At 43.9% G+C, this 25,929-nt stretch carries 19 protein-coding genes, 1 pseudogene and 1 riboswitch; of the genes and pseudogenes, 15 read left to right on the forward strand and 5 right to left on the reverse strand.

What is annotated here, in order from left to right; translation table 11 throughout:
* Positions 1 to 44 precede the first annotated feature (44 nt).
* The 3 genes from F941_RS07655 (at position 45) to F941_RS07665 (ending at position 3,439) form a co-directional block, all read left to right on the forward strand.
* Positions 45 to 2,726, forward strand: a complete 2,682-nt coding sequence (locus F941_RS07655) for a heavy metal translocating P-type ATPase (RefSeq protein WP_005009745.1) — start codon at positions 45 to 47, stop codon at positions 2,724 to 2,726.
* 1 nt (position 2,727) lies between these two features.
* Positions 2,728 to 3,138 carry a Cu(I)-responsive transcriptional regulator gene (gene cueR / locus F941_RS07660; RefSeq protein WP_005009747.1) on the forward strand — a complete coding sequence of 137 codons (411 nt, stop codon included), beginning with the start codon at positions 2,728 to 2,730 and terminating at the stop codon, positions 3,136 to 3,138.
* A 106-nt stretch (positions 3,139 to 3,244) separates the two neighbouring features.
* Complete coding sequence (locus F941_RS07665) at positions 3,245 to 3,439, forward strand: heavy-metal-associated domain-containing protein (protein WP_005009750.1); 195 nt, start codon at positions 3,245 to 3,247, stop codon at positions 3,437 to 3,439.
* Between the two features lie 124 nt (positions 3,440 to 3,563).
* On the opposite strand, the gene F941_RS07670 is transcribed toward F941_RS07665, so the two are convergent.
* Positions 3,564 to 4,172, reverse strand: a complete 609-nt coding sequence (locus F941_RS07670) for a TetR/AcrR family transcriptional regulator (RefSeq protein WP_005009752.1) — start codon at positions 4,170 to 4,172, stop codon at positions 3,564 to 3,566.
* A gap of 596 nt (positions 4,173 to 4,768) precedes the next feature.
* On the opposite strand from F941_RS07670, the gene F941_RS07675 reads away from it, so the two are divergent.
* From F941_RS07675 to F941_RS07690, 4 genes are all read left to right on the forward strand, one after another.
* Positions 4,769 to 6,547: an acyl-CoA dehydrogenase C-terminal domain-containing protein gene (locus tag F941_RS07675; RefSeq protein ID WP_005009754.1), complete on the forward strand. Its 1,779-nt coding sequence runs from the start codon at positions 4,769 to 4,771 to the stop codon at positions 6,545 to 6,547.
* Positions 6,548 to 6,643: 96 nt separating this feature from the next.
* Complete coding sequence (locus F941_RS07680; protein ID WP_005009756.1) at positions 6,644 to 7,813, forward strand: thiolase family protein; 1,170 nt, start codon at positions 6,644 to 6,646, stop codon at positions 7,811 to 7,813.
* A 110-nt stretch (positions 7,814 to 7,923) separates the two neighbouring features.
* The gene (locus F941_RS07685; protein WP_005009757.1) at positions 7,924 to 9,423 is read left to right on the forward strand and encodes a succinate CoA transferase; all 1,500 of its coding nucleotides are present in this window, start codon (positions 7,924 to 7,926) and stop codon (positions 9,421 to 9,423) included.
* A gap of 280 nt (positions 9,424 to 9,703) precedes the next feature.
* Positions 9,704 to 10,048: a hypothetical protein gene (locus F941_RS07690; RefSeq protein ID WP_005009758.1), complete on the forward strand. Its 345-nt coding sequence runs from the start codon at positions 9,704 to 9,706 to the stop codon at positions 10,046 to 10,048.
* A gap of 104 nt (positions 10,049 to 10,152) precedes the next feature.
* On the opposite strand, the gene F941_RS07695 is transcribed toward F941_RS07690, so the two are convergent.
* Positions 10,153 to 10,866: an HAD family hydrolase gene (locus tag F941_RS07695; protein WP_005009759.1), complete on the reverse strand. Its 714-nt coding sequence runs from the start codon at positions 10,864 to 10,866 to the stop codon at positions 10,153 to 10,155.
* A 260-nt stretch (positions 10,867 to 11,126) separates the two neighbouring features.
* On the opposite strand from F941_RS07695, the gene F941_RS07700 reads away from it, so the two are divergent.
* From F941_RS07700 to uca, 4 genes are all read left to right on the forward strand, one after another.
* Positions 11,127 to 12,020 (forward strand): LysR family transcriptional regulator, encoded by an 894-nt coding sequence (locus tag F941_RS07700; protein WP_005009761.1) that lies wholly within the window; start codon positions 11,127 to 11,129, stop codon positions 12,018 to 12,020.
* A gap of 223 nt (positions 12,021 to 12,243) precedes the next feature.
* Positions 12,244 to 12,353: riboswitch (guanidine-I (ykkC/yxkD leader) on the forward strand.
* Between the two features lie 31 nt (positions 12,354 to 12,384).
* On the forward strand, positions 12,385 to 13,119 hold the full coding sequence (locus F941_RS07705) for an urea amidolyase associated protein UAAP1 (RefSeq protein WP_005009762.1): 735 nt from the start codon (positions 12,385 to 12,387) through the stop codon (positions 13,117 to 13,119).
* 15 nt (positions 13,120 to 13,134) lie between these two features.
* Positions 13,135 to 13,803 (forward strand): urea amidolyase associated protein UAAP2, encoded by a 669-nt coding sequence (locus F941_RS07710; RefSeq protein WP_005009764.1) that lies wholly within the window; start codon positions 13,135 to 13,137, stop codon positions 13,801 to 13,803.
* Positions 13,804 to 13,806: 3 nt separating this feature from the next.
* Positions 13,807 to 17,418, forward strand: a complete 3,612-nt coding sequence (gene uca, locus F941_RS07715) for an urea carboxylase (RefSeq protein WP_005009766.1) — start codon at positions 13,807 to 13,809, stop codon at positions 17,416 to 17,418.
* 40 nt (positions 17,419 to 17,458) lie between these two features.
* Here the strand turns inward: uca and F941_RS07720 are convergent, their stop codons facing one another.
* Positions 17,459 to 18,607 (reverse strand): HEPN/Toprim-associated domain-containing protein, encoded by a 1,149-nt coding sequence (locus F941_RS07720; protein WP_005009768.1) that lies wholly within the window; start codon positions 18,605 to 18,607, stop codon positions 17,459 to 17,461.
* Positions 18,608 to 18,737: 130 nt separating this feature from the next.
* Here F941_RS07720 and F941_RS16725 point away from each other — a divergent pair.
* A pseudogene (locus F941_RS16725) lies at positions 18,738 to 19,011 on the forward strand (type II toxin-antitoxin system Phd/YefM family antitoxin).
* Positions 19,012 to 19,020: 9 nt separating this feature from the next.
* Here F941_RS16725 and F941_RS07725 read toward each other — a convergent pair.
* Both F941_RS07725 and F941_RS07730 read right to left on the reverse strand, forming a co-directional pair.
* A complete protein-coding gene (locus tag F941_RS07725; RefSeq protein WP_005009771.1) occupies positions 19,021 to 20,967 on the reverse strand; it encodes an esterase/lipase family protein in 1,947 nt (648 codons plus the stop codon).
* A 135-nt stretch (positions 20,968 to 21,102) separates the two neighbouring features.
* Positions 21,103 to 22,194, reverse strand: a complete 1,092-nt coding sequence (locus F941_RS07730; protein ID WP_026253337.1) for a zinc-binding metallopeptidase family protein — start codon at positions 22,192 to 22,194, stop codon at positions 21,103 to 21,105.
* 429 nt (positions 22,195 to 22,623) lie between these two features.
* Here F941_RS07730 and F941_RS07735 point away from each other — a divergent pair, with 429 nt between their 5' ends.
* From F941_RS07735 to F941_RS07745, 3 genes are read left to right on the forward strand one after another with little or no spacing between them, the layout of a single operon-like run.
* Positions 22,624 to 23,079 (forward strand): CopG family ribbon-helix-helix protein, encoded by a 456-nt coding sequence (locus F941_RS07735; RefSeq protein ID WP_005009784.1) that lies wholly within the window; start codon positions 22,624 to 22,626, stop codon positions 23,077 to 23,079.
* The gene (gene atzF, locus F941_RS07740; protein ID WP_005009787.1) at positions 23,076 to 24,887 is read left to right on the forward strand and encodes an allophanate hydrolase; all 1,812 of its coding nucleotides are present in this window, start codon (positions 23,076 to 23,078) and stop codon (positions 24,885 to 24,887) included. The genes F941_RS07735 and atzF overlap by 4 nt, the downstream gene beginning before the upstream one ends.
* Positions 24,884 to 25,906, forward strand: coding sequence for an ABC transporter substrate-binding protein (locus tag F941_RS07745; RefSeq protein ID WP_005009789.1), 1,023 nt, complete (start codon positions 24,884 to 24,886; stop codon positions 25,904 to 25,906). Before atzF ends, F941_RS07745 begins: the two co-directional genes overlap by 4 nt.
* Positions 25,907 to 25,929: the final 23 nt, after the last annotated feature.

Here is a 25,929-nt window from a genome sequence, read left to right on the forward strand (position 1 = left end):
TTAAGCTGTAAGCTGAACATAAGACGAAGCACGGGGAGCAAATAATGATGTCAGTCTTATCAGAAGATAAATCGACAGTAAAAAATCAGCTCAGTTTTGATGTAGAAGGCATGACCTGCGCTTCGTGCGTAGCCCGTGTCGAAAAAGCGCTGCTGAAAGTAGACGGTATTCAGTCTGCAGCGGTAAATTTAGCCACTGAAAAAGCAACCGTCAGCAGCGCGCTGCCAATTGATGCGCAAGCCGTGATTCAAGCGGTAGAAAAAACGGGCTATACCGTGCCAGTAAAAACCTTGGAATGGCAGATAGAGGGCATGACCTGCGCATCTTGTGTTGCGCGGGTAGAAAAAGCATTAAAGAAAACAGCCGGTGTGGTCGATGCTTCAGTTAATCTGGCCACAGAAAAAGCTACGGTAAAAGTTTTAGATTCAACTGATATTGCGGCAGTAAAAAAAGAAGTAGAAAAAGCGGGATTTTCGATAGCCGCGCAAAATATAGAATTGGATATTAACGGCATGACCTGCGCATCTTGCGTGGCCCGGGTAGAAAAAGCACTGAAGCAAGTGAATGGAGTGCAATCTGCATCTGTAAATTTGGCTGCAGAAAAAGCATACGTGCAAGGCGGTCAATTAACCGACCTGATTGCCGCAGTCAAAAAAGCAGGTTATGACGCACGGCTGGCTCAATCATCCAATCAGACACATGCTGAAAAAAAACAGCTGGAACAGGACGTCTTAAAGCGGGATTTAATCATTGCTTTAGTCCTTGCAGTTCCTGTGTTTGTGCTGGAAATGGGGGGACACATGGTTCCTGCGTTCCATCATTTTATTCACAGCAGTATTGGCATGCAGAACAGCTGGTATATTCAGTTTGCACTGACAACGATGATTTTACTGCTGCCGGGCCGCCGTTTCTATGTGCATGGTGTGCCAGCTTTGCTGCGCGCCGCGCCAGATATGAATTCATTGGTCGCTGTGGGGACTTTCTCGGCTTATGCATTTTCCTGTGTGGCGACGTTTATGCCGCAACTGCTGCCTGCCGGCACAGTACATGTTTATTATGAAGCCGCTGCCGTTATTATTGCCTTAATTTTATTGGGGCGCTATTTAGAGGCCAAAGCGAAAGGCCGCACCTCGCAAGCCATTCAGTATTTAGTTGGCATGCAGCCGAAAACGGCGCGTGTAGAACAAAACGGGCAGTATATAGAGCTGGACATCGATCAGGTTCAGGCCGGCATGCTGCTGGAAATACGCCCTGGTGAACGTGTTCCTGTAGATGGCGAAGTCATTGCTGGCGCAAGCTATATCGATGAGTCGATGATCAGCGGTGAGCCAGTTCCTGTTGAAAAAACTGCAGGGCAGCCGGTGGTTGGCGGAACTGTCAACCAAAATGGCAGCCTGACTGTACGCGCAACGGCAGTCGGTCAAGATTCAGTGCTGTCGCAGATTATTCAGCTGGTTGAACAGGCGCAGGGCGCTAAACTGCCCATCCAAACCTTGGTTGATAAAGTGACCTTATGGTTTGTGCCTATTGTGATGCTGCTGGCGGCACTGACTTTTGTTGTCTGGTATTTCATTGGCCCAGAACCAAGTCTCACATACGCCTTGGTGAATGCCGTGGCTGTACTGATTATTGCCTGTCCTTGCGCGATGGGCTTAGCGACACCGACATCGATTATGGTGGGTACAGGGCGCGGTGCTGAGCTGGGCGTGCTGTTTCGAAAAGGTGAGGCTTTGCAGCTGCTGAAAGAAACTAAAGTGGTTGCAGTAGATAAAACGGGCACCTTGACTGAAGGTAAACCCAAACTGACCGATTTTCAGGTTACAGAGCGGTTTAATGAACATCAAGTTTTAAGCCTTACCGCATCTGTGGAAGCGAAATCTGAACATCCCATAGCGCATGCCATTGTTCAAGCGGCTCAGGAATTGGGTTTGGACTTCTTAGACGTTTCAGAATTTGACTCTATTACCGGTGCGGGAATTAAAGCACGGGTAAACGGCCAGCAAGTGCATATTGGCGCTGCGCGCTTAATGCTGGAGCTGGGGCTGAATACCGATGCATTTGCCGTTGCAGCCGCTGCTTTAGGTGAGCAAGGCAAAACGCCGCTGTATGTATCCATAGATCAGCAATTGGCCGCCATCATTGCCGTTGCCGATCCAATTAAAGAAACCACATTCAGCGCCATTCAAGCTTTGCATGATCAGGGGCTGAAAGTTGCGATGATCACGGGTGATAATCTGCATACAGCGCAGGCAATTGCAAAACAGCTGCATATTGATGAAGTGATTGCCGAAGTCCTGCCTGATGAAAAAGTGACAGCGGTGAAAAAACTGCAGCAGGAATTTGGCTGCACCGCTTTTGTCGGCGATGGCATTAATGATGCGCCTGCTTTGGCGCAGGCTGATGTCGGGCTTGCCATTGGCACAGGAACAGATGTGGCGATTGAAGCGGCAGATGTGGTGCTGATGTCTGGAAATCTGCAGGCTGTGCCAACTGCTATTGGGCTGAGCACCGCGACCATTAATAATATCCGTCAAAACCTGTTTTGGGCTTTTGTGTATAACGCCGCGTTAATTCCTGTGGCGGCTGGCGCACTGTATCCGATGTTTGGCATATTGCTGTCACCTATTTTTGCTGCGGCTGCCATGGCGCTTTCATCAGTCTTTGTCATCAGCAATGCATTGCGCTTAAAACGCTATCAGCCGACGTGGATGGCGCAGGAGGGTTAAGATGAATATCGGGCAAGCGGCAAAGCAATCCGGCATCTCTGCTAAAATGATCCGCTATTATGAGGATATTGGCTTGCTGCCTGCGTCCAAGCGGACTGATGCGGGATACCGCATGTACAGTGAAGAGGATATTAAAACGCTGAAATTCATTCAGCATTCGCGCGAATTGGGTTTTTCGACTGAACAGATGAAAGAGCTGATGAGCTTATGGAAAAATGAAGGCCGACAAAGCGCTGAAGTCAAAGAGCTGACGCAAAAACATATTGATGCGCTGAATAAAAAGATTGCCGATTTGCAGGCCATGGTCAGCGCACTGCAGCAGTCTGTAGATTGCTGTGCCGGAAATCAGCAGGCGGAATGTGAAATTTTAAATCAAATTGAACAGGGCGCTGTTCATGAAACTCTGAAGTAAGCGGCGCGCAATTAAATGATGATGAACCCAGTAATGAACAGGCTTGACCTTAACATCATGGGAAGCTTTATAGTCTATTCATAGTGCAATAAAAGGAAAATACCGTATGAAATTACGTATAGATGCGATGACTTGCGGCGGCTGCGCGCGCAGTGTGACAGCAACGATTAAAGACGTAGATCCGAATGCAAAAGTTGATATTGATGTTGCAGCTAAATTGGTTGAAGTTGAATCTTCTGAAGAACAGCAAAAGATTTTAGAGGCTTTAGCGGAAGATGGCTTTCCTGCGGTTCAGCTGTAAGTTTCGGTTTAGCAATGAAGAAAAAGCCTAGATGATTCTAGGCTTTTTCTTGTGAATTCAGCGTATTCATCATTTTGATTGAGTTTAAAGATGAAGATCGGTGGCGGAGTGAATCACTATAAAACTAATTGTGCGTCGAAATTTTATCCGGTGTCATCAGCGCCTGATTCACATAAAGCTTAATCAGGCGTTCACGGGAACCAATCGACTTCTGATAGTGCGTCGAGTTGAGCAGCAGGGATGCGCCATAGGTCACGGTCCAAATATACGACAGATAATCGCGGATGGACATGATGCTGTTTGACGCTTTTAAATAATCTGCAAATAAATCTTTAATTTCTAAAATCCGCTGTTCACGGATAGCATAAAGCTCCTCAAACCATTCTTTCAATTTGCGCTCATTATTGGTTAAGCGCTCTTCAATGACATGCAGCAGAATTGTCCGATTCGAGTTGAGCATGTTGTACAGCATGTATTGCGAGACATAGGTTTTAATATCGTGATTGTACTGTTTAGAAATTTCCAATAAGCGTTGTTCATTCAAAATAATCAATTCTAAATACAGCTGGTTTTTACTTTTAAAATGCTTGTAAATGGTGCCTTTAGCAATATCCAATTCGCTGGCCAATTCACTTAATGTAATATCCTGATGGTTATCAAGCAACAATGTTTCTGCCATCGCTAAAATTTTCTCTTTGCGGATTAGAAAATTTTGTTGGCGTACTGTAGTCATCTTTATAGTTCCAAATACATCAATGGAGAACGTAATTTTAGATTACGGCTTTTCTATCCCATCTAAAATAACACTAAGGTCGAGCAATATGCTCAAATTTGATTTAAAAATAAACACTCGAAAGTTATTGGAATTTTACTGTTTTTCATAAGTGATGCTGCAAAGTCAAGAAAAGTGAACCCTAGAGGTCATTTCCAGCAAATAAAATTCCATTTTTAAATTTTTTATTCTATTGTCAATGCGCACAAAAACAGCGGTTATGTCCAAGAATTCATCATTTTGAATGCGGCAGACAGGTCTTTTGATCAAGGTTTCAGGTTTTATATGTACGGTTCTATGCAAAATCAATTTGTCAGCTTAATCCGCTTTATCCAATTTTTATCTGCCCGACCGCAGTTCTAAAAAGTCGGGGACTAAATACCGAATTTCGGTCTTTTTCAATGTTTTTTGGGTCATTTATGACGGACATTGAACACAAAATCTCACATATTTTATTCAGTTGAAATCACCTCGCAGGTTTCATTTGGGATACTTTTATCTTTTAAAAATGCTGGCTTCATTTACCAGCCAGCATTCAATGTATAAGGGAAGCAACTATGCCAATTTATAACGCGCCGCTCAAAGACATGGACTTTATTTTAAATGATGTGTTTAAGGCAGATGAATTCTGGCAAGCCAATGAAAATCTGGCACACGTTGATATGGCGACGGCCAATGCAATTTTAGAAGAAATGGCGAAGTTTTCTAAAAATGTCATTTTGGATTTGAACCGCAGCGCAGATGAAGCGGGCGGTGCAGAATTCCATCAGGGTGAAGTTAAAACGCCAGCAGGCTTTAAAGAAGCCTTCAAGCAGTTTGCTGAAGGCGGCTGGGTGGGTTTAGGCGCTTCTGAAGAGTTCGGCGGCCAAGGCATGCCAAAAATGTTGACCGTTTTGGCAGATGAAATGATTTGGAGTACCAATCCGTCGTTTATGCTGTACCCGCTGTTGACCGTTGGCGCAGGCATGGCTATCAATGACCGCGCATCGCAAGAGCAAAAAGAAACGTACCTGCCAAAATTTTATACAGGGGAATGGTCTGGCACCATGTGCCTGACAGAGCCGCATTCAGGAACTGATTTAGGCCTTATTAAAACCAAAGCTGAACCGAATGCAGATGGCTCATTCAACATTAGCGGCACGAAGATTTTTATCACCAGCGGTGAACATGACTTAAGTGAAAATATTATTCATTTAGTGCTGGCAAAAACGCCAAACGCGCCTGCGGGTTCACGCGGTATTTCACTGTTTATTGTGCCAAAATTTAATGTCAATGCAGACGGTTCAATCGGCGAACACAATGCCGTAGCAGCCGGCTCAATTGAACATAAGATGGGCATTAAAGGTTCTGCAACCTGCGTGATGAACTTTGATGGCGCGAAAGGCTTTATCGTAGGCAAAGAAAACGAAGGTCTAGCCGCCATGTTTGTAATGATGAACTATGAACGCCTGTCTATGGGCATTCAGGGCATTGGCGCTGCAGAATTTGCTTATCAGAATGCCGCGCAATACGCCACAGACCGCTTGCAAGGCCGTTCAGCCACAGGCGTTCAATCACCTGAAAAGCCAGCCGATTCTATTTTAGTGCATGGTGATGTGCGCCGCATGCTGCTGAATATCCGCGCCAATAATGAAGCATCACGCGCATTTGCCGTGTATGTGGGCCAGCAGCTGGACATTACCAAATTCTCTACAGATGAAGAGGCTGTACGTAAAGCCAATGACCGGGTTGCGTTGCTGACGCCTATTGCTAAAGCTTATTTAACGGATAAAGCGCTGGATTCTGCGCTGGAAGCGCAAATGTGCTTTGGCGGCCATGGCTATATCCGTGAATGGGGCATGGAGCAATGCATCCGTGACTTGCGCATTTCCCAGATTTACGAAGGCACCAACGGCGTTCAGGCGATTGACTTGATTGGCCGCAAAACCACGAAATGCAGCGGCGCATTTATTGCTGAATATATTGCTGACATCCGTGAATTTGCAGCTTCAATGGCAGATTCTAAAGTGAAAGCCGCTACGATTCAGGTATGCAATGATGTTGAAGGCTTAACTCAATTTATTGTTGAACAGTCTAAAACAGCGCCTGATTTCAGCAATGCCGTCGCCGTAGATTACCTGCATGCAGTGGGCCTGCTCAGCTTTGTGTATATGTTTGCACGCATCAGCCAAGCGGCAGCATCTAAGCCGGAACCGTTCTACCAAAATAAACTGGTGCTGGCAGATTATTACGTAGCCAAAGTGCTGCCGGATTTAGCTGCGCGCGCGCAGCGCATTAAAGCAGGCTCTGCATTGATCATGCAGCTGCCGGAAGAGTATTTTACCGCTCAATCTTAATGTTTGAGCACATGTTTTAAATCTTGATGGAAAAGCCCTAAGAAGTGCTTATGCTTCTTGGGGCATACAAAATGTATAAAGAGGATGACATAAGAAATGATCGTAATTTTAGATGGTGTTCGCACAGCGATGGGCGGTTTTCAGGGTTCACTTTCATCATGTACTGCGCCTGATTTAGGTGCGGCTGCAATTAAGGCGGCTGTTGAGCGCGCTGGCTTGCAGCCTGCAGATATTGATGAAGTGATTTTTGGCTGTGTGCTGCCTGCTGGCCTAAAGCAAGGCCCAGCGCGTCAGGCCATGCGTCAGGCAGGTTTGCCGGATTCAACTGGCGCAACAACGATTAACAAAATTTGCGGCTCTGGCATGAAAGCCGTGATGCAGGCAGCCGATGCCATTAAAGCGGGGTCTGCAGAAATTGTGGTGGCTGGCGGCATGGAATCAATGTCCAATGCGCCGTATTTGCTGGAAAAAGCCCGTGCAGGCTACCGCATGGGGCATGGAAAAACCACGGATCATATGTTCCAGGAAGGCTTGGAAGATGCCGAAACGGGCCTTTCTATGGGTATTCTTGCGCAGGAAATGGCAGATCAAAAAGGCTATACCCGCGAACAGCAGGACGCTTTTGCCATCAATTCATTAAATAAAGCGGTTGCTGCTATTCAAGGCGGATTCTTTAAAGAAGAAATCACGCCTGTAACCGTAAAAAACCGTAAAGGCGAAGCAGTTGTCGATACTGATGAACAGCCTTTGAGCGCGAAACCGGAGAAAATTCCAACACTGCGCCCTGCATTTAAAAAAGACGGCACCATTACTGCAGCCAATGCCAGCTCAATTTCTGACGGCGCTTCTGCTTTGGTGATTACATCCGAAGAAATCGCAAATCAACGCGGCCTGAAACCGCTGGCAAAAGTGGCAGCTTATGCGACAAATTCACAGCATCCTTCAGAATTTACCATTGCACCGGTAGGCGCAATTGAAAAAGTGCTGCAAAAAACCGGCTGGGATGCACAGGATGTCGATCTTTGGGAAGTGAATGAAGCCTTTGCTATGGTGACGATGCTGGCTATTGATGGCTTTAACTTAGACGAAGCCAAAGTCAATGTAAACGGCGGCGCATGTTCATTGGGCCATCCATTGGGCTCATCTGGTTCACGCATTATTGTGACGCTGATTCATGCATTAAAGCGCACAGGCGGTAAAAAAGGCATTGCGGCTCTGTGCATCGGCGGCGGCGAGGCGACAGCAATTGCGGTCGAGCTAATCTAATACAGGTTCAGGCTTATTGGGCCTGAGCAGTTTTTTCGTGAAGCAATAATAAAACGGTGATTTCAGCCCGCTGGGATCACTACGATAAATATTTGATTTTGAGATTTTTTATGAACGGTTTAGATCGCATTCGCTTGGTCTCTCTGCGTGACAAAGTTATGTCTGCGCAGCAGGCAATTAAATTAATTAAAGATGGTTCGGTTGTTGGCTTAAGCGGTTTTGGCGGCGCAGGCGAAGCAAAAACAGTACCGCTGGCCTTGGCGGATTATGCAAAAGAACATCCGCTGAAAATCACCTTGGCTACGGGCGCTAGTTTGGGCAACCGTATTGATGGGCGCTTGAATGAGGCGCACGCCATTGAGCGCCGCTATCCTTATCAGGCCGATCCCGGTTTGCGGAAGTCCATCAACGCGGGTGAAGTCATGTACATCGACCAGCACTTGTCTGAAATGGCAGATAACATCCGTCATCATAATTTGCCGCGCATTAATGTTGCGGTAATTGCCGCCACGGCAATTACCGAAGATGGGCAAATCATTCCGACAGGCTCATGCGGCAACTCAGCTAATTTTATTGAAATGGCTGATCATGTAATTGTGGAAATTGACAATACCATTAACCCGGTGCTGGAAGGCGTGCATGATATTTATGTGCCGAAGGCGCGTCCGCACCGTGATCCTATTCCGCTGACTCAGGCCGGTGACCGCATTGGCACCATTGGCATTAACGTCAGCTCAGAAAAAATTTCTGCCATTGTCTTGAATGATGTGCCGGATACCTCTTTTAAAATGGATGAGCCGGATGCGGAAACTTTAGCGATTGCGCAGCATTTGATTACCTTCTTTGAAGGTGAAGTGGCAGCAGGGCGCTTGCCTGAAAACTTAGGCCCGCTGCAGTCAGGTGTCGGCTCTATTGCGAATGCCGTATTTTCAGGCTTTGAACATTCCAATTTTCATGATCTGGAAATGTACTCAGAAGTGCTGCAGGATTGCACTTTCCAGCTGATTGACTCAGGCAAGATGGCATTTGCTTCCGGCTGTTCCATGACGTTGTCTGAACCTTGCGCTGCGCAGGTTATGAAGAATTTTGATCAATACAAAGATAAAATCATGCTGCGTCCGCAGGAGCTGTCCAATAATCCTGAAATCATCCGCCGTTTGGGAATTATAGCCATCAATACTGCGCTGGAATTTGATATTTACGGAAACGTGAATTCAACCCATGTTACAGGCACTAAAATGATGAACGGCATTGGCGGTTCAGGTGACTTCACCCGCCATGCGCATATCGCCATTTTTGTCACCAAGTCGGTGGCTAAAGGCGGCGCAATTTCATCTGTTGTGCCTATGGTCAGCCATACCGATCATACTGATCATGATGTGGATATTGTGGTGACCGAGCAGGGCTTGGTTGATTTACGCGGACTTGCGCCGCGCGAACGCGCCCGTAAAGTGATTGAAGTCTGCGCACATCCGGATTACCGTGCCGAACTGTTCAGCTATTTCGAACGCGCATGTGAAAAAGGCGGCCAGACTCCGCATATTCTTGCAGAAGCCTTGTCATGGCATGCAAAATTTGAAGAAACAGGGACGATGAGCAGAACGGCATAAGCTCGAAACTGCTCTTCATCTCTTTAGCTCCAGTCAGCATGGCAGCTGACTGGCATTCGATGTTGCTGAGGCCTAAGATAAGAAATTCGATTCAGCATTTCGTATTGTCAGAATCAACCCATTTGCTGATTTAAAAAGTCACAAAAGAAAAAGAGAAGCTGCGAAAGTAAAACCAAACCTCATGCTGCTGAAACGCGGGAACAACAAGAAGCTGCTTAAGCGCAAACCATTCATTCCTATAATGACCGCATCGCAATATTTATGATTTAAGGCCAGCATTTTGAAATTGATTCAATATTTTTCAGGTATTACACTTCTGCTGCTGTTAACTGCGTGTACGAAAGCGCCAGCGCCCGATTATCAAGGCACGTGGAAAAATACTTTAGAAGATCCTAAACTTGAAAACGCATTGGTTATTGCCAAAAATGGCGAAAATTATTTAATTACCAATACATTAAAAGATAAGCAAACCGGAAAGACTGAAAAGAAAAATCCTGTGCCTGCATCTGTGGGGCAAACCGGTTTGCTGCAAGTCCATGCTGGCTCTACTTCCGTTGATTTTGCCATTGATGAGAAAAATGGAAACTTGATCGGTTCAGGCTCAATCTATACCAAAGCAAAATAATGTTATGTATACGGGCATGAATACATAAAAAGATGCCGCGCATTGTCATGGCATCTTTTCCGCGGCTCAATATTCTAATTTCGCATCCGCTACGTTAAAAAGATTTATCTTAAAAAACTGAGCAAAGCCGCATAATCCTGCACAAAATAATCCGCCTTGGCTTTAATTTCAGGCATTTCATGCGCTGAATATTGGTCATAAATGGCAGCAACTTCGATGCCTGCCTGGTGAGCAGCCTCTATGCCAATCAGTGAATCCTCAATAATTAAACACTCTTCCGGCTGTACATTAAAATGCTGGATGGCTTTTAAATATACTTCTGGGTGCGGTTTGATATTCTGCACATGTTCACGGGTCAAAATTAAGTCAAAGTCTTTTTCAAATTTCAGCCTACTGTTAATGCGGGTGTTGTTCTGCTGATAGCGCTGAATATTGCTCAAGCTGGTTGTGGTTGTAATTGCAGTGTGTATACTTTGCTGAAGCAGCTGCTGCACAAAAATTTCGGCTTGCGGTTTAAGCTGAATTTCATGATCTAGAAAATGATGAGAAATGCTGTAGCGTCTGGTTTTGATTTCGTCTTTACTTAAGTGCGCAATGCCATATCTTTCTTTTAGATAGCCACAATATTCTAGATAGGGATCTGCGCAATGTTTCAATTTTTTCAGCTGTGCATCACGCTGCTGCTGGATAACATTTAAATCTTCCAGTTGGCCCGACAAATCTTTAATCAGTCTGGCATCGACTTGATTCCAAATGCCAACTGAATCAATCAGCGTGCCGTCTAAATCGAAACAAACTAATTTTTTATTGTGCAACATATATCAATGTCCAGCCAGAATTCAGGTCAATTATGCGTTGCTGCGCCATTTAAATAAAGCTGGCCTGCTCATAGCTGTAAAGATAGTGATTTTCAAGTTGCACAGCAAGCGCATAAAAAATGGCTGAATAGGCGGAACTAGAATAACTGCTCTAGAAAATTTGGACCTTTCGCAGTACTATTTAAGCCTAGGACGTGTTTATCTATTGCCATTTAATGGATTAATTGCCTTAATATTTGAAAAATAGGAAATTATCTTTCGTGTTTGAACTGGACTGTAAATTACTCAGTATCTTTTTTTACGTATATAAATTTAAAAGCGTGTCTGCAGCGGCAGATCACTTAAAAATGAGCCAGCCGACGGTCAGCAATATCCTGAATAAAATTCGTCAGCATTATAACGACCCGCTTTTTTTACGCATCGGCAATGAAATGGTGCCGACAGAATTGTCCAAGCAATTATTTCCGCTGGTCAGTGAAGCGCTGAGCAAAGTCGAAATTATCAATAATTTCACGATTGATTTTGATCAGGCTATTTCCCATCAGCAGTTCACTTTGGCCATGACCGATGTTTCTCATTTGGTGCTGCTGCCAAAAATTACTCAATATTTGAAAGCCAATGCGCCGCATGTCCGCTTAAATGTACGGCCAATCACGACAGAAACCAGCTATCAAATGGCGAATGGTGAAATTGATTTGGCGCTGGGTTTCTTGCCGCATTTAGAAAATGGCTTTTACCAGCAGAAGCTGTTTGAGCAGTATTATGTGGTGATCGCGGCGAAGGATCATCCGCGGTTAACTGGCGATACCATTAGCAAAGAGCAGTATCTGAGTGAGTTGCATATTGATATTGATGCTGGCATGGGGCATTACCATATAGAAAATGAGCTGCTTAATCTTGAGTTAAAACGCGATATTTTAATGCGTTTGCCCAGCTATTTAGGCGTTGGGCTGGTTGTACAGGATACCGATGCCATTGCCACGGTTCCTTATTATCTCAGTGAAGTTCTGCTTTCACGTGGCAATTTAAAAATTTTTGAAGCGCCCATTGCATTTCCAACTTATGGTGTAAAACAGTATTGGCACATGTCTTGCCATCATAAAACCAGCCATCAGTGGCTGCGCCATATGTTTCATGAAATTTTAGTGAAATAGCCGTTTTTGCAAGATGCAGCGCATACTTTCTATCTGAAAGTGGAACTCATCATTCTGCTTGATTCAATCCCAGCATTTGCTGGGATTTTTTAATTTTGGTGCAGTTTTATTTGTGCAGTTTTAATTTGCACTGAATTTGCACAATAAAAATCAATTTTTAGTATTACAAATGCACAAAATCGTAATACTAAGCTGGCACGCCATTTGCATTTACCTATCCAGATATAAAGTGATCTAGGGTTCCGGCAGTATTGTCATTTTAAACATACTGCGGCTGTGACCGAGAGTTCACGGCTCAATTGAGCTACACGGAGGGATAAAAGCCCGGGAGGTTGAAAACTTAACCTTAGAGAGGTCATATAGCATGGGCGGCTTTCATAATAATCAAATACTGTGGACTGAGCTTTTGCCGGGCGGGCATCATTGGTCTGGGCGGATTCAAAAAGGCGCAGTGTTACAGCTTAAAGCGCTAAGTGAAAATGCCAATGTTTCACTGTTCTGTGTCAATGCTGAAGATAAATTAGAACGCTACAACATGCCTGACAGTTTAAAAGGTCAGCATACTGCCTATCTCACGGCAGGCAATGTGCTGTATTCAGACTTGGGCCGGGCAATGGCATCGATTGTTCAAGATGATCATGCTTGGAGCGATACGTTCTGCGGTGCCAGCCGGCCTGAGCAAATTGCAAAACAATTTGGCATATGCGCTTTTCAGGATGCGCGCAATGAGATGTATCAAAGCGGCCTGGATGGCCTGTTAGTTGAAATGGCGAAATTCGCACTCAGCCGAACCGATTTAAGTGCAACCGTAAATTTATTTTCCAAAGTGACGCCCAATGATGCAGGCGAACTCTCTTATGTCTTATCAGACAATACAGATCAAGTGATTGAACTGCGCTTTGAGATGGATTGTTTAGTATTCCTGTCTGCAGCGCCGCATGGCCTAGATTGCAGTGATGCTTATACGCCATCGGATATTCAATTGTCTTTATTCAAAGCCAATGCTTTAGGTGAAAGCGACATCTGCCGTGATTCTTGTCCGCAAAATCAGCGCGCATTTCAAAACAATGCCCGTTACTACGCACTTTCAAATATCTAAGGCAGGAACAAGATCATGACAGTTTTAACCCATATTTTAAAAAATCAGTTTGAAACAGCCGTATTGAACGAAGTATGTCCTGCTGGCGAGTCTTGGATGTGCGAAGTAAAAAAAGGCCAGTACTTCCGCATTATTGACCTTGAAGGCAATCAGGCCGTCGATACCTTATTTATCTCCGCTTCAAACCCAGATGAGCGTTACAGCGCAACAGATACATTGGCCATCAATCAGCAAATTTACCTTGAAAAAGGCACGATGCTGTACAGCAACTTTGGTCAGCCGATTGCCCTGATTAATGATGACAACTGCGGCCGTCACGACACTTTAGGCGGTGCATGTTCATGTGAAAGCAATACGGTCCGCTATGCGCAGGACAAGTACCCGATGCACAGCTGCCGCAACAATTTTATGTATGCTTTGGCAAAAAATCCTGTCGCACAAAAACATGGGCTAAATGTGCGCCATATCGGTCCAAATATTAATTTTTTTATGAATGTGCCTGTTACAGCAGAAGGCGCTTTAAAGTTTGATGACGGCATTTCTGCACCGGGTAAATTTGTTGAAATTCAAGCCGAAATGGATCTGATTGTATTGATCTCAAATTGTCCGCAACTGAATAATCCATGCAGCGGCTATAACCCGACACCGATTCAGTTGGTGGTGCATGAAGGCGTGGAGGCATAAGCAATGACAGCATTAACCAAAGTTTTAATTGCCAACCGCGGCGCAATTGCCTGCCGTGTCATTCGTAGCCTAAAAAAATTGGGTATTCAATCTGTCGCTGTGTATTCGGAAGCGGATCGTGATTCGCTGCATGTTACTTTGGCCGATGAAGCGGTTTATATAGGCGAAGCGCCTGCCAGCCAAAGCTATTTAAATGTAGAGAAAATCTTAGCTGTTGCCAAACAAACTGGCGCGCAAGCGATTCATCCGGGTTATGGTTTCTTATCTGAAAATGCAGAATTCTGTGATCTGTGCGATGCGCGAGGCATTGCTTTTATTGGCCCAAACTCGAAACAAATGCGTGAATTTGGCTTAAAACATACGGCGCGCGAGCTGGCCATTCAAGCTGATGTACCGTTGCTGCCAGGCAGCGGTTTATTGGCGGATGAAGCTGAAGCATTGATCGAAGCCTCCCGTATTGGCTACCCAGTCATGCTGAAAAGCACTGCAGGCGGCGGCGGCATTGGCATGCGATTGGTGTGGAATGAAACGGAGCTGAAAGATGCCTATGCCACGGTATCGTATTTGGCGCAAGCCAACTTCAAAGACGCTGGCTTGTACTTGGAAAAATTTGTGCAGAATGCGCGCCATATTGAAGTGCAAATTTTTGGTGATGGCAATGGTTTAGTATTGGCACTTGGCGAGCGGGATTGTTCAGTACAGCGCCGCAATCAAAAAGTCATTGAGGAAACTCCTGCACCGCATTTAGACGCTGCACAGCGTGAATATATCCAAAGCATTGCCATTCAGCTGATGCAATCAGTGAACTACCGTTCGGCAGGGACTGTTGAATTTGTCATGGATACCGACACGCAAGAATTCTACTTCTTGGAAGTGAACACCCGCCTGCAAGTTGAGCATGGCGTGACGGAGCAAGTGTACGGTGTCGATCTGGTTGAATGGATGGTGACTTTGGCAGCAGGCGTATGGACTGCACCGAAAGAAGAGTTGGTTTCGAAAGGCCATTCCATTCAAGTACGTTTATATGCTGAAGACCCGATTAAAAACTTTCAGCCAAGTGCCGGTTTGCTTACCTTTGTTGAGTTTGATGGCAATGCGAGGAATGAAACGTGGGTAGAAACCGGCTCAAATGTATCGTCATTTTATGACCCGATGATTGCCAAAATCATTGTCACAGCGGATGATCGTCAATCAGCGATTCAAGCCATGGCGGATGCATTGGCGAAAACCCAAGTGGCAGGGATTGAAACCAATCTTGAATATCTGCAAAACATTATCGACTGTGATGTGTTTAAAGCGGGTATGCAAACCACACTTTTTTTAAATACTTTCGAGTGGAGAACCCAAAAGATTGAAGTCTTGCAAGCAGGCATTCAAACGGCCGTGCAAGATGTGACAGGCCGTTTGGGCTACTGGGATGTCGGTGTACCGCCATCCGGCGCAATTGATCCATTGTCACTCAATACGGCGAATCAGCTTTTAGGCAATGCTCCAAATACCGCAGGCCTCGAATGTACGCTGCAAGGGCCAAGCTTGAAATTCCATTGTGGCAGTCAAATTGTACTGGCTGGCGGTGATATGCCTTCGACCTTGGATGGTGTGCCTGTACCGATGTGGCAAACACTGAATGTACGCAAAGGTCAAATTTTAAAATGCGGCAAAATCACCACAGGCTGCCGTACCTATATTGTGATTAAAGGCGGCTTAAACGTGCCTGAATATTTAGGCTCACAAGCAACCTTTACTCTAGGCCAGTTTGGCGGTCATGCAGGGCGTAACTTGCTGATTGGAGATATGCTTCCCATTACGGCTTTTACATCGGATGACGTCAAAATACTTGCACGTGAACAAGTGCCATCATTCAGCCATGAATGGGAAATTGCAGTGATGTATGGCCCGCATGGCGCGCCTGATTTCTTTACCAAAAACGACATCGATGCTTTCTTTGCAAATACTTTTGAGATTCACTTTAACTCAAGCCGCACAGGTATTCGCCTGATTGGCCCTAAACCGGAATGGGCGCGTATTGACGGCGGTGAAGCAGGGCTGCATCCCTCCAATATTCATGACAATGCCTATGCGATTGGCGCAATTGATTTTACAGGTGATATGCCCATTATTCTCGGGCCAGATGGCCCAAGCTTAGGCGGTTTTGTCTGTCCTGCGGTGGTGATTCATTCTGAACTTTGGAAACTCGGCCAGCTGAAAGCAGGCGATAAAGTTAAATTTATTCCAGTGAGTTACAGCCAAGCGAAAATATTGAATGAAAAATATCATGCCATGCTGGGTGCGGCTGATTGTTCAAATGTCAAATTTGATGAAGCATTTACGGCTGAAACGTCAACGCTTGAAAATGCAGTGTTAGATACCTTGAAAGGTTTAAATGGCGCGCCGGATGTGGTGTACCGTCCTGCCGGCAACAACTACATGCTGGTGGAATATGGAGAGCTGGTGCTTGACTTAAACTTGCGTTTCCGTATTCATGCCTTAATGCAGTGGATGAAAGAACAAAACATTCAAGGCATCATTGACCTGACGCCGGGTATCCGCTCTTTGCAAATTCATTTTGATTCGACCCAGCTTGATCAATTGGATTTATTGCGTCTGCTGCAAGTCGCTGAAGAACGCTTGCCTGATGTGACGGAAATGCAAGTGCCTTCACGTACCGTCTATTTACCGCTGGCTTGGGAAGACTCTCAAACACAGCTTGCGACCGAACGCTATATGCAAACGGTACGCCCTGATGCGCCATGGTGTCCGGACAATATCGAGTTTATCTGCCGTATCAATGGCTTAAAAGACAAACAAGCCGTGAAAGATGTGGTCTATGACGCAAGTTATTTGGTCATGGGCTTGGGCGATGTGTATTTGGGTGCGCCTGTAGCGACACCGCTGGATCCGCGTCAGCGTTTAGTGACCACAAAATATAACCCTGCACGGACATGGACACCTGAAAATGCGGTCGGCATTGGCGGCGCCTATATGTGCGTGTATGGCATGGAAGGTCCAGGCGGTTATCAGTTTGTGGGCCGTACTACACAAATGTGGAGCCGCTACCGCAAAAACCCTGATTTTGAACAAGGCATGCCGTGGTTGCTGCATTTCTTTGATCAAATTAAGTTTTATGAAGTGTCTGAAACTGAACTGATGCAGATGCGTGAGGACTTTAAAGCAGGCCGCTTAAAACTGCGTATTGAAGAAGGTGTACTGAATCTTAAAGAATACAATGATTTCCTCACTGAAAATGCAGAATCTATTTCGGCATTTAAGGTGGTTCAACAAGCCAATTTTGATGCAGAACGCCGCCGCTGGCATGAAGCCGGATTGGCTGAATATATGTCTGAAAGTTTGGATGCTGTAACAGATGATAGCGATATTCAAATTCCTGACGGTGGCTGTACAGTAGAATCACACATGCCGGGTTCAATTTGGAAAATTGAATGCGCTTCAGGCGATATTGTGGAAGAAGGTGCAACGCTTGCAGTCATTGAAGCGATGAAAATTGAGATTCCAATTATTGCGCCTGAACGTATGCGTGTAGATGCCATTACCATTGAAAAAGGGCAAACGGTGAAAACGGGGCAGGTGTTGTTTACGTTAGCGCCAGTGGCTTGATGAGATAGAAATAAAAAGACCGTCCGTAAGGACGGTTTTTTTAATCATCAAGTAAATTATCGATAATCTGATAATCAATATTTTTTATAAAATTCGATATACATATTAGGCATATTTCCAAAGATTCAGTAGTTATCTGAATTTGATCACCAGATAGAGTTCTACCATTCCTATGAACAATATCATGACGCTGAGAAATAATTCTTCGTAATTCATTAATGTCATTATTTTCAAAGCTACAACAAAGTATGTTTTTATATAAGCCTTTGACTAAATCTATATTATGAAAAGATAATCTATCTATTTCATTTGAAATTTTTTCGTCAAGATTATCTAGAAAATTAAACAAATTTTCAGGTTTTATATTTGCTTTATTATTAAAATTATCGTAAACCTCTACATACCGTCTTTTAATACTTTCTTTGTCTATTACCTGTCTTTTAAAAGTATCAAAGAGATAAGCTTCCATCGCTGAAACAGCATTACCTAAAAGCATATTGTTAAAAATTGAATTATTTATTTGTAAATTTTTTAGCTTATATAAATCTAAAATTGATTGTTCAAAGGTTTCATAAACATAAGTTTTCTGTTTTTGTACTTGAGCTATATCAAAAAAGTCATCCATTCGCTCGTCCAAGTATAGTTCTGTTAGATCCGCTTCACAAAACCCGATACTATTCTCAATATGAATTAATACAATTGCCAAGTTTTCTGTACTTATCGTGGGGAACAATGTTGATAGACTCTCAACAAATGCTCCATCGAAATATGTAATTATTTCTTTAAATGGAAGTGCTAACTCATGATCAACAATCTCACTATTGTTTATTAGTATAGGAATAAGATTTAACAACGAATCGAAGTTTATTTTGTCGAGTATTTGGAGTTGACTATTAGCAACTTTGATCCGTTCTAAATCATCATTATTTTTTATGAACTCTCTAAAATACTCTCTCCATTCTTTTATTAAACATTCTAATTCTTTTTCAGCTGAATAAATATTATAACCAGCTAACTCCAATCTATTTTTAAGCGTTTGCAAATCTACTCTGTATCCAATAAAGCTAATTTCGCCATTGTCATCAACTATACGAATCCTATCATTCTTATGAAAAAACCATTCATCAAAATAATTTTTAGACCATGTAACTTCATAGTTGTTGATTTTGGTGGAGACGTAAGCTCCCATATCTAAATTTTCTTAATTGAGTTAAGTTTTTATTAATTAACTATAAACCTTATTTCGCAATATATCAAAAGACCAAATGAAAGCTCTTTAAATTGGTTATCATTTGACTATTGTTTACATATCTAGAACATTGAACAATATTATCCATACACGCTGTGTCGCAAGCGTTTCCGACCTCAAAAAGAATCCAATGGAAGTGGTAAATAACGGCTTTGGTGAAGCAGTTGCCATCCTCAACTGTAATAACCCAGCATTCTATTGTGTTCCTGAGGATATGTATGAACGCAATGAATCTGATTGAAGACAAGGAACTACTGAAACTTGCCGACGAAACAGAGACTGAAGAAACTGTAAAGGTAAGACTAAATGACCTACGACCTCGAGTTTACAAAAAACGCGCTTAAAAAGTTCGACTATTTATTTAAATGCGCTCTCAGAATCCGTCTCAATTCTAAAATAGCATCTGGAGACTCATGGATTGAATGTCCACCATGGAAAACCTTTTTAGACACCGCACCCTCTAAATGAGAACTTGTATAGGGAACAATACCATCTGACATTTGGCTTAGATCTGTACTTTTAGTTTGATTTCCCATAATTGAATGATAAGGGATGCTTTGACTTGGCATGATATTCGACGTCAGCAGCATAAACCGGGATTTTTGACTTAAATCCGCTGGGCCAGATTTAACCAAACCTGCTGTAGAATTTTTAGCATTCGGAATATGGACATTGACATCATTTAAAAAGCTTAAAGGCAGGACCACAACTTTTTTTGCCAAATTGGTAAACCAGCGGTCGGCATAGTCCGTGCCATGATGTGGCGCTGCAATGAAAATTACACGGCTTATTGGCTGTAAAGGCTTAAAAATAAAGCGTTCACGAATAATAGGATTTCGCTGCAGCTGCGTATTTTGCTCATAGTTCATCAATGGAATGGCTTGTGCAGAAATATCAGCATCGCTCACCAGCAGGCGGCTGATAATACCGCCCATACTGTGGCCAATTAAAACAGCATCCCGTGCAGAGGGTGTATTGGGCTGTACTTGCTTAAATGCTTGTTTTAATAGTGCATTGATTTGAAAACGGCTTTCTGCAATAGGCATATTCGTCGAATAGAATACCTGCCAGACTTGATAGTGCTCACGCAGTTTTGAATCGCCCATAATATTATTGGTTAATGAAATCCATGTTTCTGGGCTGCTTGCCAAACCGTGAATCATCACAATAACTTTTTTATTCGGCTGATAAGGCTCAAGCATAAAAACATGCGGCATGCGCAGATTTTCATCTTTATTCAATAAGGTCCAGTAACCGGACTGACCTAATTTATTTTCGGACAGCCACAGCCCATATGGTGCAGAATAATTAGCAGTCAAGGTATAAGGGCGGGATTCAATTTCAGCAGTTTTGTACTGATTTGGGTTGTATAGCTGAATTTGAATAGGCGCTTGCGCAGACAAAATGTCAGCGATGCTGCTTTGCGGGCTAGGCACTGCAATAGCGCTCACTGAAAGGTATCGCGCAGGATGAATATTGGGATTGGGCTTATGCTTAAAATATTGTTCAGGGTCTAAAATAAAGGATTGCGAACTTAAAGTATCGCTTCGTTTTTTAACGACAGCAAATTCTGAACCAATGCCTTCCTGACGGTTAATGGCAGTTAAGCCAGAAAAATGATCATTATAGCTGGAACGCAGTTTTTCAATTTCAGCATGTTCGAGCGCTGGATAGTGCTGAAAGTTGATGCTGTACATGGATGAGCCTAGCATAAGCTGTTCAGGAAACTCATTAAAATTGAAACGCCTATGCGCAGTCGTAATTAAGCGCGAAAGGGCTACATTATAAAAAGTTCGGACTTGTCCCTGACGCAAGTCAAATAAGCGCGATTCTGGCGCTTGCGGCATTTTAAATAAATAAACATAACTGTAGCGCAGGCTTAAATCAAAATCAGACAGCTGCTGGTCTAAACAGGCTTTAATCTTGATGGCATCTCTTTTACTTTTGTTCAGTGTTAACTCTTGCGCGCAGGGCTTATTTCTATCTGCGTTTAAAGCCCGCGCCATATACAGCTCACTGGCAGCCGCATAAACTTGGTCTTCATCTAAAGTTTCATTGCTGCGCAGTTTTAAAATACAGCTGTCTAACTGTTGAAGGCAGCTTTGGCTGTTTTCGTTCACGAGCTGCAGTAATTGCAAGCTGGATGAACTGAGCCGCTGATCAGTTAGAATATTGTCCGTTTTATTATGCAAAGAAGAGCTGAGTTTATTTTCTTTTAATTTGACCAGCTGGCAGCCTGAAAGCACACTGAGGCTAAAAAATGCAATCAGGCCTAGGCGGGTTTGTACAGAAGTCAGCATAAAACAGGCTCATCAATCTTTGGACTATTTTAATCAATTATAAAATAAATGCTTCAGCTGATTTGAATGAATGATGAAGTTGTATGTATAAATGGCTGTGAGTTAAATCCTTCAAGCTCAGCTTTTGTTTATACGCTAAACAGTATGGATGGTCTGCTGATGATTAAAGGCAATATGCAGCAATTTATGATGAATAAATCTAAGTTTTTCTAATACAGGAGCAGATAAGGTAAAAGGATAGGCGTCTTCTAAGCCCATACTGCGGTTTAATGCATTTAAGTTAAATGTCAGTGTCAACCAATGCTGCAGCAGCAAATCAAAATCCTGAGCGCCAATTGGATTTTCATTCAGTTCTAAATTATTTAAACCCATTTTATCGGTTTTAATCACCAAGCCTGCATGATATGCCGTTTCCAGGGTATCCATCATGTGCAGATAATGCGCCCATGTTTCCGCCCAGTCTTCCCAAGGATGCGTGCTGGCATAAGAGCTGACAAAGGATTCATCCCAATTGCGCGGCGCGCCATCTTCATAATGTCGTTTCAGCGCTTCATTGTAGTCTTGGCGTTCATCCCCAAAAAGAGCACGGAATTCATCAATCAATTCAGGATGTGCATCTTTCATCAGGTCAAAATAATAATGCCCGCTTTCATGGCGGAAATGACCGAGCAGCGTGCGGTAGTTTTCACCCATCTTAATGCGGGTCGTTTCACGGTAAATGACATCAGCTTCACTGGCATTCAGCGTAATTACACCGTTGGCATGGCCTGTCATTACCGGAGTGTTTTCTGTGGGCATTAAAAAGTCAAAGCGCAGTCCCAAACGGTCATCATCGCTGCGTTTAGGGCGAGGCATAATATTCAGCCGCTGCATTAAATAGAGAAACCGCCGCTTTGCGTGCTCTAAGCGTGCCCAGTACACCACATGATCTGGATTGTCTAAGTTGGGAATGGTGTGGGTCAGCAAGCACGATTCACAGTATATTTCGTGACTGTTTGCAGGAACCATCCAATTGCACACTTGATGATGCTGATAGTTATAGCAGGGCTTATAGCGTTTGTCTTGCAGCTCATGATTTAAAGCGAGCCACAAGGTGTCGCTGTGCTTTGTAAAGCAGCCCATGTCTTTTTCAGAGGCAATGTAGCCCAGTGCTGTTTGGCATTTCACGCAGTGTGAATTGGCAAAAAACACTTGATTCGAGCATACGGCGCATCTGAAATATTTCATAAGCGGCAAAATGGCAGGGAAACTTTTCATCAGTATAAATGATGTTTTCGTTATGCTGTATGCGCAAAGCGTTTCACTTGGTTATCCGGCGCAGTTTATTTTTCATCGTGACAGTCTTTAGCGCTATTTTATAAAAATGCCTCCTTGGTGCAGCGTGCCCGTTCATGTGCAGCTGCATGCACACCTTTTGCTCAAATTTATTCCAAATACGCATGAACCCAGCTGAAAGATCAGTTTTCAGATTGGCACAGATTCTGCATTTCTATTGATATTACTAAACCAACATTTTGTATTACTCAATCGTGAGATGCATATGAACCATGCTAATTCAGCAAAAATCCTGCAATTGTTTAAGGCTTTTTTTATTGAACTGCTGAGCGCCCGCGCTGGCTTATATATCAAACAAGAGAGCAAAAAAGGATAAGCGCCATGCCTAAGCAAAAATTGGCGCGGATCAGCATTACCGTGCCGGAAGCAACAGTCGATGCGCTGGATCAGAAGATTGTCGATCAGCATTACGAAAGCCGTTCGCAGGCGATTGTTGACATGATCAATAAGCATTTGATTGCTGATCAGGAACAGCGCAACGCAGTGATGGTGGGCACTTTTACTTTGCTGTATGACGCCAGCGTTACAGCGCTGCGTATCCAGCTTTTAGATTTGCAGCAGCAATTTTTAGAACAAGTGGTGAGTTCGCTGCACATTCAGCTGGATGATCAAAAAATTTTAGAGGTCATGATCTTGCAAGGGCTCAGTTCAGAGCTGAAAGCCATCAGCCAGCACTTTATAGCCTTAAAAGGTGTGACCAAAGGGCATTTGGAATTGATGAATGCCGTCATGCCGCCAATTCCGCAAAACGAAGCATTGAAGGAGCAGAAGTTGTGAAAGACCTTTGGACGATACAAGACTGGAAACAGGCTTATGCTTCAGGCAGCATTCAGCTGCAAGACTTAAAAGCCTATGCCGCATCCATTCAAAACGATGACCATGCTTGGATTGAAATTGCAGATGAAGCGCAGCTACAGGCGCAGTTTGAGGCTTTAGCAGAAAAGCCTTCTGCAGATTTGCCTTTATACGGCGTGCCTTTTGCAGTCAAAGACAATATTGATGTCGCAGGTTTTCACACCACCGCTGCCTGTAAAGAAGCCGCGTATTTAGCGGAAACAGATGCAGCTGTTGTAGCCAAGCTCAAAGCAGCTGGGGCCATTGTTTTAGGCAAAACCAATTTAGACCAGTTTGCAACAGGGCTTGTTGGTGTGCGTTCACCATACGGCGCAGTGAAAAACAGTTTTAATCCTGAATATATCAGCGGCGGTTCAAGCTCAGGTTCTTCAGTGGCTGTTGCAAACGGTGTGGTGCCGTTTAGTTTGGGAACGGATACTGCAGGCTCAGGCCGAGTGCCGGCAGGACACAACAATATTGTGGGTTTAAAGCCAACCAAAGGCTGGTTTTCAACTGCGGGGTTAATTCCAGCTTGCCGGACGATTGATGTGATTTCGATTTTTGCTTTAACAGTAGACGATGCATGGCAAGCAGCGCAAGTCATGCAAGGTTTTGATGCGGCGGATGAATATTCACGTCCGCATCCAGCGAATGTGCCAACACAATTCTCTAAAGGCAAAATTGCCATACCTGCGCAGCTGGAATTTTATGGCGATGCTGAAACTGAAAAGGCATTTGCAGCTGCTGTAGAGCGTATAAAAGTATTAGGTTACAGTGTAGAAGCCATTGATTTTAGGGTCTTTAATCAATTGGCTTCAGCCTTATACAGCAAGTCCTGGGTAGCCGAGCGCACCGCTGCTGTTGAAAGCCTAGTGACGCGTGAACACTGCCATTCCGTGATTGCAAAAATCATTGCACAGGCGGATCAGTTCAGTGCTGTCGATGCTATGCAGGCCGAATATGAGCGTGCAGATTTGGCCCGAAAAATTAACCTTGCGCTGGAGCCTTTTGATGCCTTAGTGGTGCCGACGGCGCCGACGATTTATACCATCGCGGAGGTTGAAGCTGACCCGATAGCGAAAAACAGCCACATGGGCGCTTATACCAATTTTGTGAATTTTGCTGATTTATCTGCTATTGCGCTGCCAAATGCCATTCGGGCGGATGGCTTGCCGACAGGGGTGACATTTATAGCGCCTGCATGGATGGATCAGGCTTTAGCAAGTTTTGCGCAAACTTGGCAGAAAGCGGTGAATTTACCGTTAGGCACTTCTAGCCAAAGCTATGAAAAATCAATAGGCATAAGCTCACAGCACTCAGTTAAATTAGCCGTTGTCGGCGCGCATTTGTCAGGCATGCCATTAAATTTCCAGTTAAGCACACGCTGCGGCACCTTGCTCAAAGCCACTAAAACAGCACCAAATTACAAATTATATGCCTTGAAAAGCACTGCACCGCCAAAACCGGGCCTGCAGTACGCCAGCAAAGGCGGTCAAGCCATTGATGTGGAAGTTTGGGAGATTCCTTTCGCCAATTTCGGTCACATTGTGGCGGAAGTTCCAGCACCCTTAGGGATCGGCAATGTGCAGCTGGCTGACGGCAGCTGGGTCAAAGGCTTTATTTGCGAAGGTTATGCTTTAGAAGGTGCCGTAGAGATCAGCCATTTTGGCGGCTGGCGCGCGTATATCCAATCTATTCAATCGACCAATACCAAATTCAAATGCTCTGGCATAGGGGAAATAGCGTCATGATTAAAAAAGCAATTTTATCTTCATCAATCGTTACTGCTATATTTCTAAGTGGCTGTGACAATACAGCCAAAATACCCGAGCCAAATATTAACACTGAAAACACAGCAGCCTCAAAGCCAATTACGATTGGCTATAGTGATTGGCCTGGATGGGTGGCATGGCAAGTAGCCATTGAAAAAGGCTGGTTAAAGGAAGCTGGCTTAAATGTCGATTTTAAATGGTTTGACTACTCAGCATCGCTGTCTGCATTTGCTGCGAATCAGTTAGATGCAGTTCTTGTGAGTAATGGTGATAACCTCGTTACTGCTTCTGGCGGTACAAAAGGTGTCATGATTATGGCCACTGACTATTCTGCGGGTAATGATGTCATTATTGCTAAACAAGGCATTAACAGTGTTGGTGATCTAAAAGGAAAAAGCATAGCCGTTGAAAAAGGACTGGTTGATCATTTGCTGCTGTCTGCAGCGCTTGCAGATGCGAAGATTGCTGCAAAGGATGTGAAAATTGTAAATACAATGACTAATGAGCTGCCGCAAGTATTTGCAAGCCCCGATGTTGCTGCTATTGCGGTCTGGCAGCCTGTGGCAAATCAGGCACTGAAAGCCGTAGCAGGTTCAAAAATTATTTATAGTTCAAAAGATAAACCTGGATTGATTTATGACACGCTTACAGTAAATATGACGCATTTAGCCGCCAATAAAGAAGAATGGAAAAAGGTCATTCAAGTTTGGGATAAAACCGTTCATTACATTAATGATCCAGCAACACATGCAGATGCAGTAAAAATTATGTCCGCACGTGTTGGGGTCGATCCAGCACAATATGAACAGTTTATAGGCGGTACATATTTGCTGGATTTAGCAGCCAATAAACAGGTTTTTAAAAAAGGAATTGGTTTGGACTCAATCTATGGATCAAGTTATCGCGTCAATAAATTTAATGTTGAAAATGGCATTTATAAAACAGAAATGGACGTAGACGGCGCTATATATCCTGTTTTAGTTGAAGAAGTGAAATAAATTTTATGAAGCTCGAAAATAGA

It is taken from the genome of Acinetobacter bouvetii DSM 14964 = CIP 107468, assembly GCF_000368865.1.
GTDB lineage: Bacteria > Pseudomonadota > Gammaproteobacteria > Pseudomonadales > Moraxellaceae > Acinetobacter > Acinetobacter bouvetii.

Excerpts from the sequence above, each read along its gene's own strand:
- F941_RS07725 (WP_005009771.1), bottom strand. The coding sequence starts at position 20,967 with ATGCTGACTTCTGTACAAACCCGCCTAGGCCTGATTGCATTTTTTAGC.
- uca (WP_005009766.1), top strand. The coding sequence starts at position 13,807 with ATGACAGCATTAACCAAAGTTTTAATTGCCAACCGCGGCGCAATTGCC.
- F941_RS07705 (WP_005009762.1), top strand. The coding sequence starts at position 12,385 with ATGGGCGGCTTTCATAATAATCAAATACTGTGGACTGAGCTTTTGCCG.
- F941_RS07735 (WP_005009784.1), top strand. The coding sequence starts at position 22,624 with ATGCCTAAGCAAAAATTGGCGCGGATCAGCATTACCGTGCCGGAAGCA.
- cueR (WP_005009747.1), top strand. The coding sequence starts at position 2,728 with ATGAATATCGGGCAAGCGGCAAAGCAATCCGGCATCTCTGCTAAAATG.
- F941_RS07685 (WP_005009757.1), top strand. The coding sequence starts at position 7,924 with ATGAACGGTTTAGATCGCATTCGCTTGGTCTCTCTGCGTGACAAAGTT.
- F941_RS07680 (WP_005009756.1), top strand. The coding sequence starts at position 6,644 with ATGATCGTAATTTTAGATGGTGTTCGCACAGCGATGGGCGGTTTTCAG.
- F941_RS07745 (WP_005009789.1), top strand. The coding sequence starts at position 24,884 with ATGATTAAAAAAGCAATTTTATCTTCATCAATCGTTACTGCTATATTT.
- F941_RS07675 (WP_005009754.1), top strand. The coding sequence starts at position 4,769 with ATGCCAATTTATAACGCGCCGCTCAAAGACATGGACTTTATTTTAAAT.
- F941_RS07695 (WP_005009759.1), bottom strand. The coding sequence starts at position 10,866 with ATGTTGCACAATAAAAAATTAGTTTGTTTCGATTTAGACGGCACGCTG.
- F941_RS07730 (WP_026253337.1), bottom strand. The coding sequence starts at position 22,194 with ATGAAATATTTCAGATGCGCCGTATGCTCGAATCAAGTGTTTTTTGCC.
- F941_RS07665 (WP_005009750.1), top strand. The coding sequence starts at position 3,245 with ATGAAATTACGTATAGATGCGATGACTTGCGGCGGCTGCGCGCGCAGT.
- F941_RS07710 (WP_005009764.1), top strand. The coding sequence starts at position 13,135 with ATGACAGTTTTAACCCATATTTTAAAAAATCAGTTTGAAACAGCCGTA.
- F941_RS07720 (WP_005009768.1), bottom strand. The coding sequence starts at position 18,607 with ATGGGAGCTTACGTCTCCACCAAAATCAACAACTATGAAGTTACATGG.
- F941_RS07655 (WP_005009745.1), top strand. The coding sequence starts at position 45 with ATGATGTCAGTCTTATCAGAAGATAAATCGACAGTAAAAAATCAGCTC.
- F941_RS07670 (WP_005009752.1), bottom strand. The coding sequence starts at position 4,172 with ATGACTACAGTACGCCAACAAAATTTTCTAATCCGCAAAGAGAAAATT.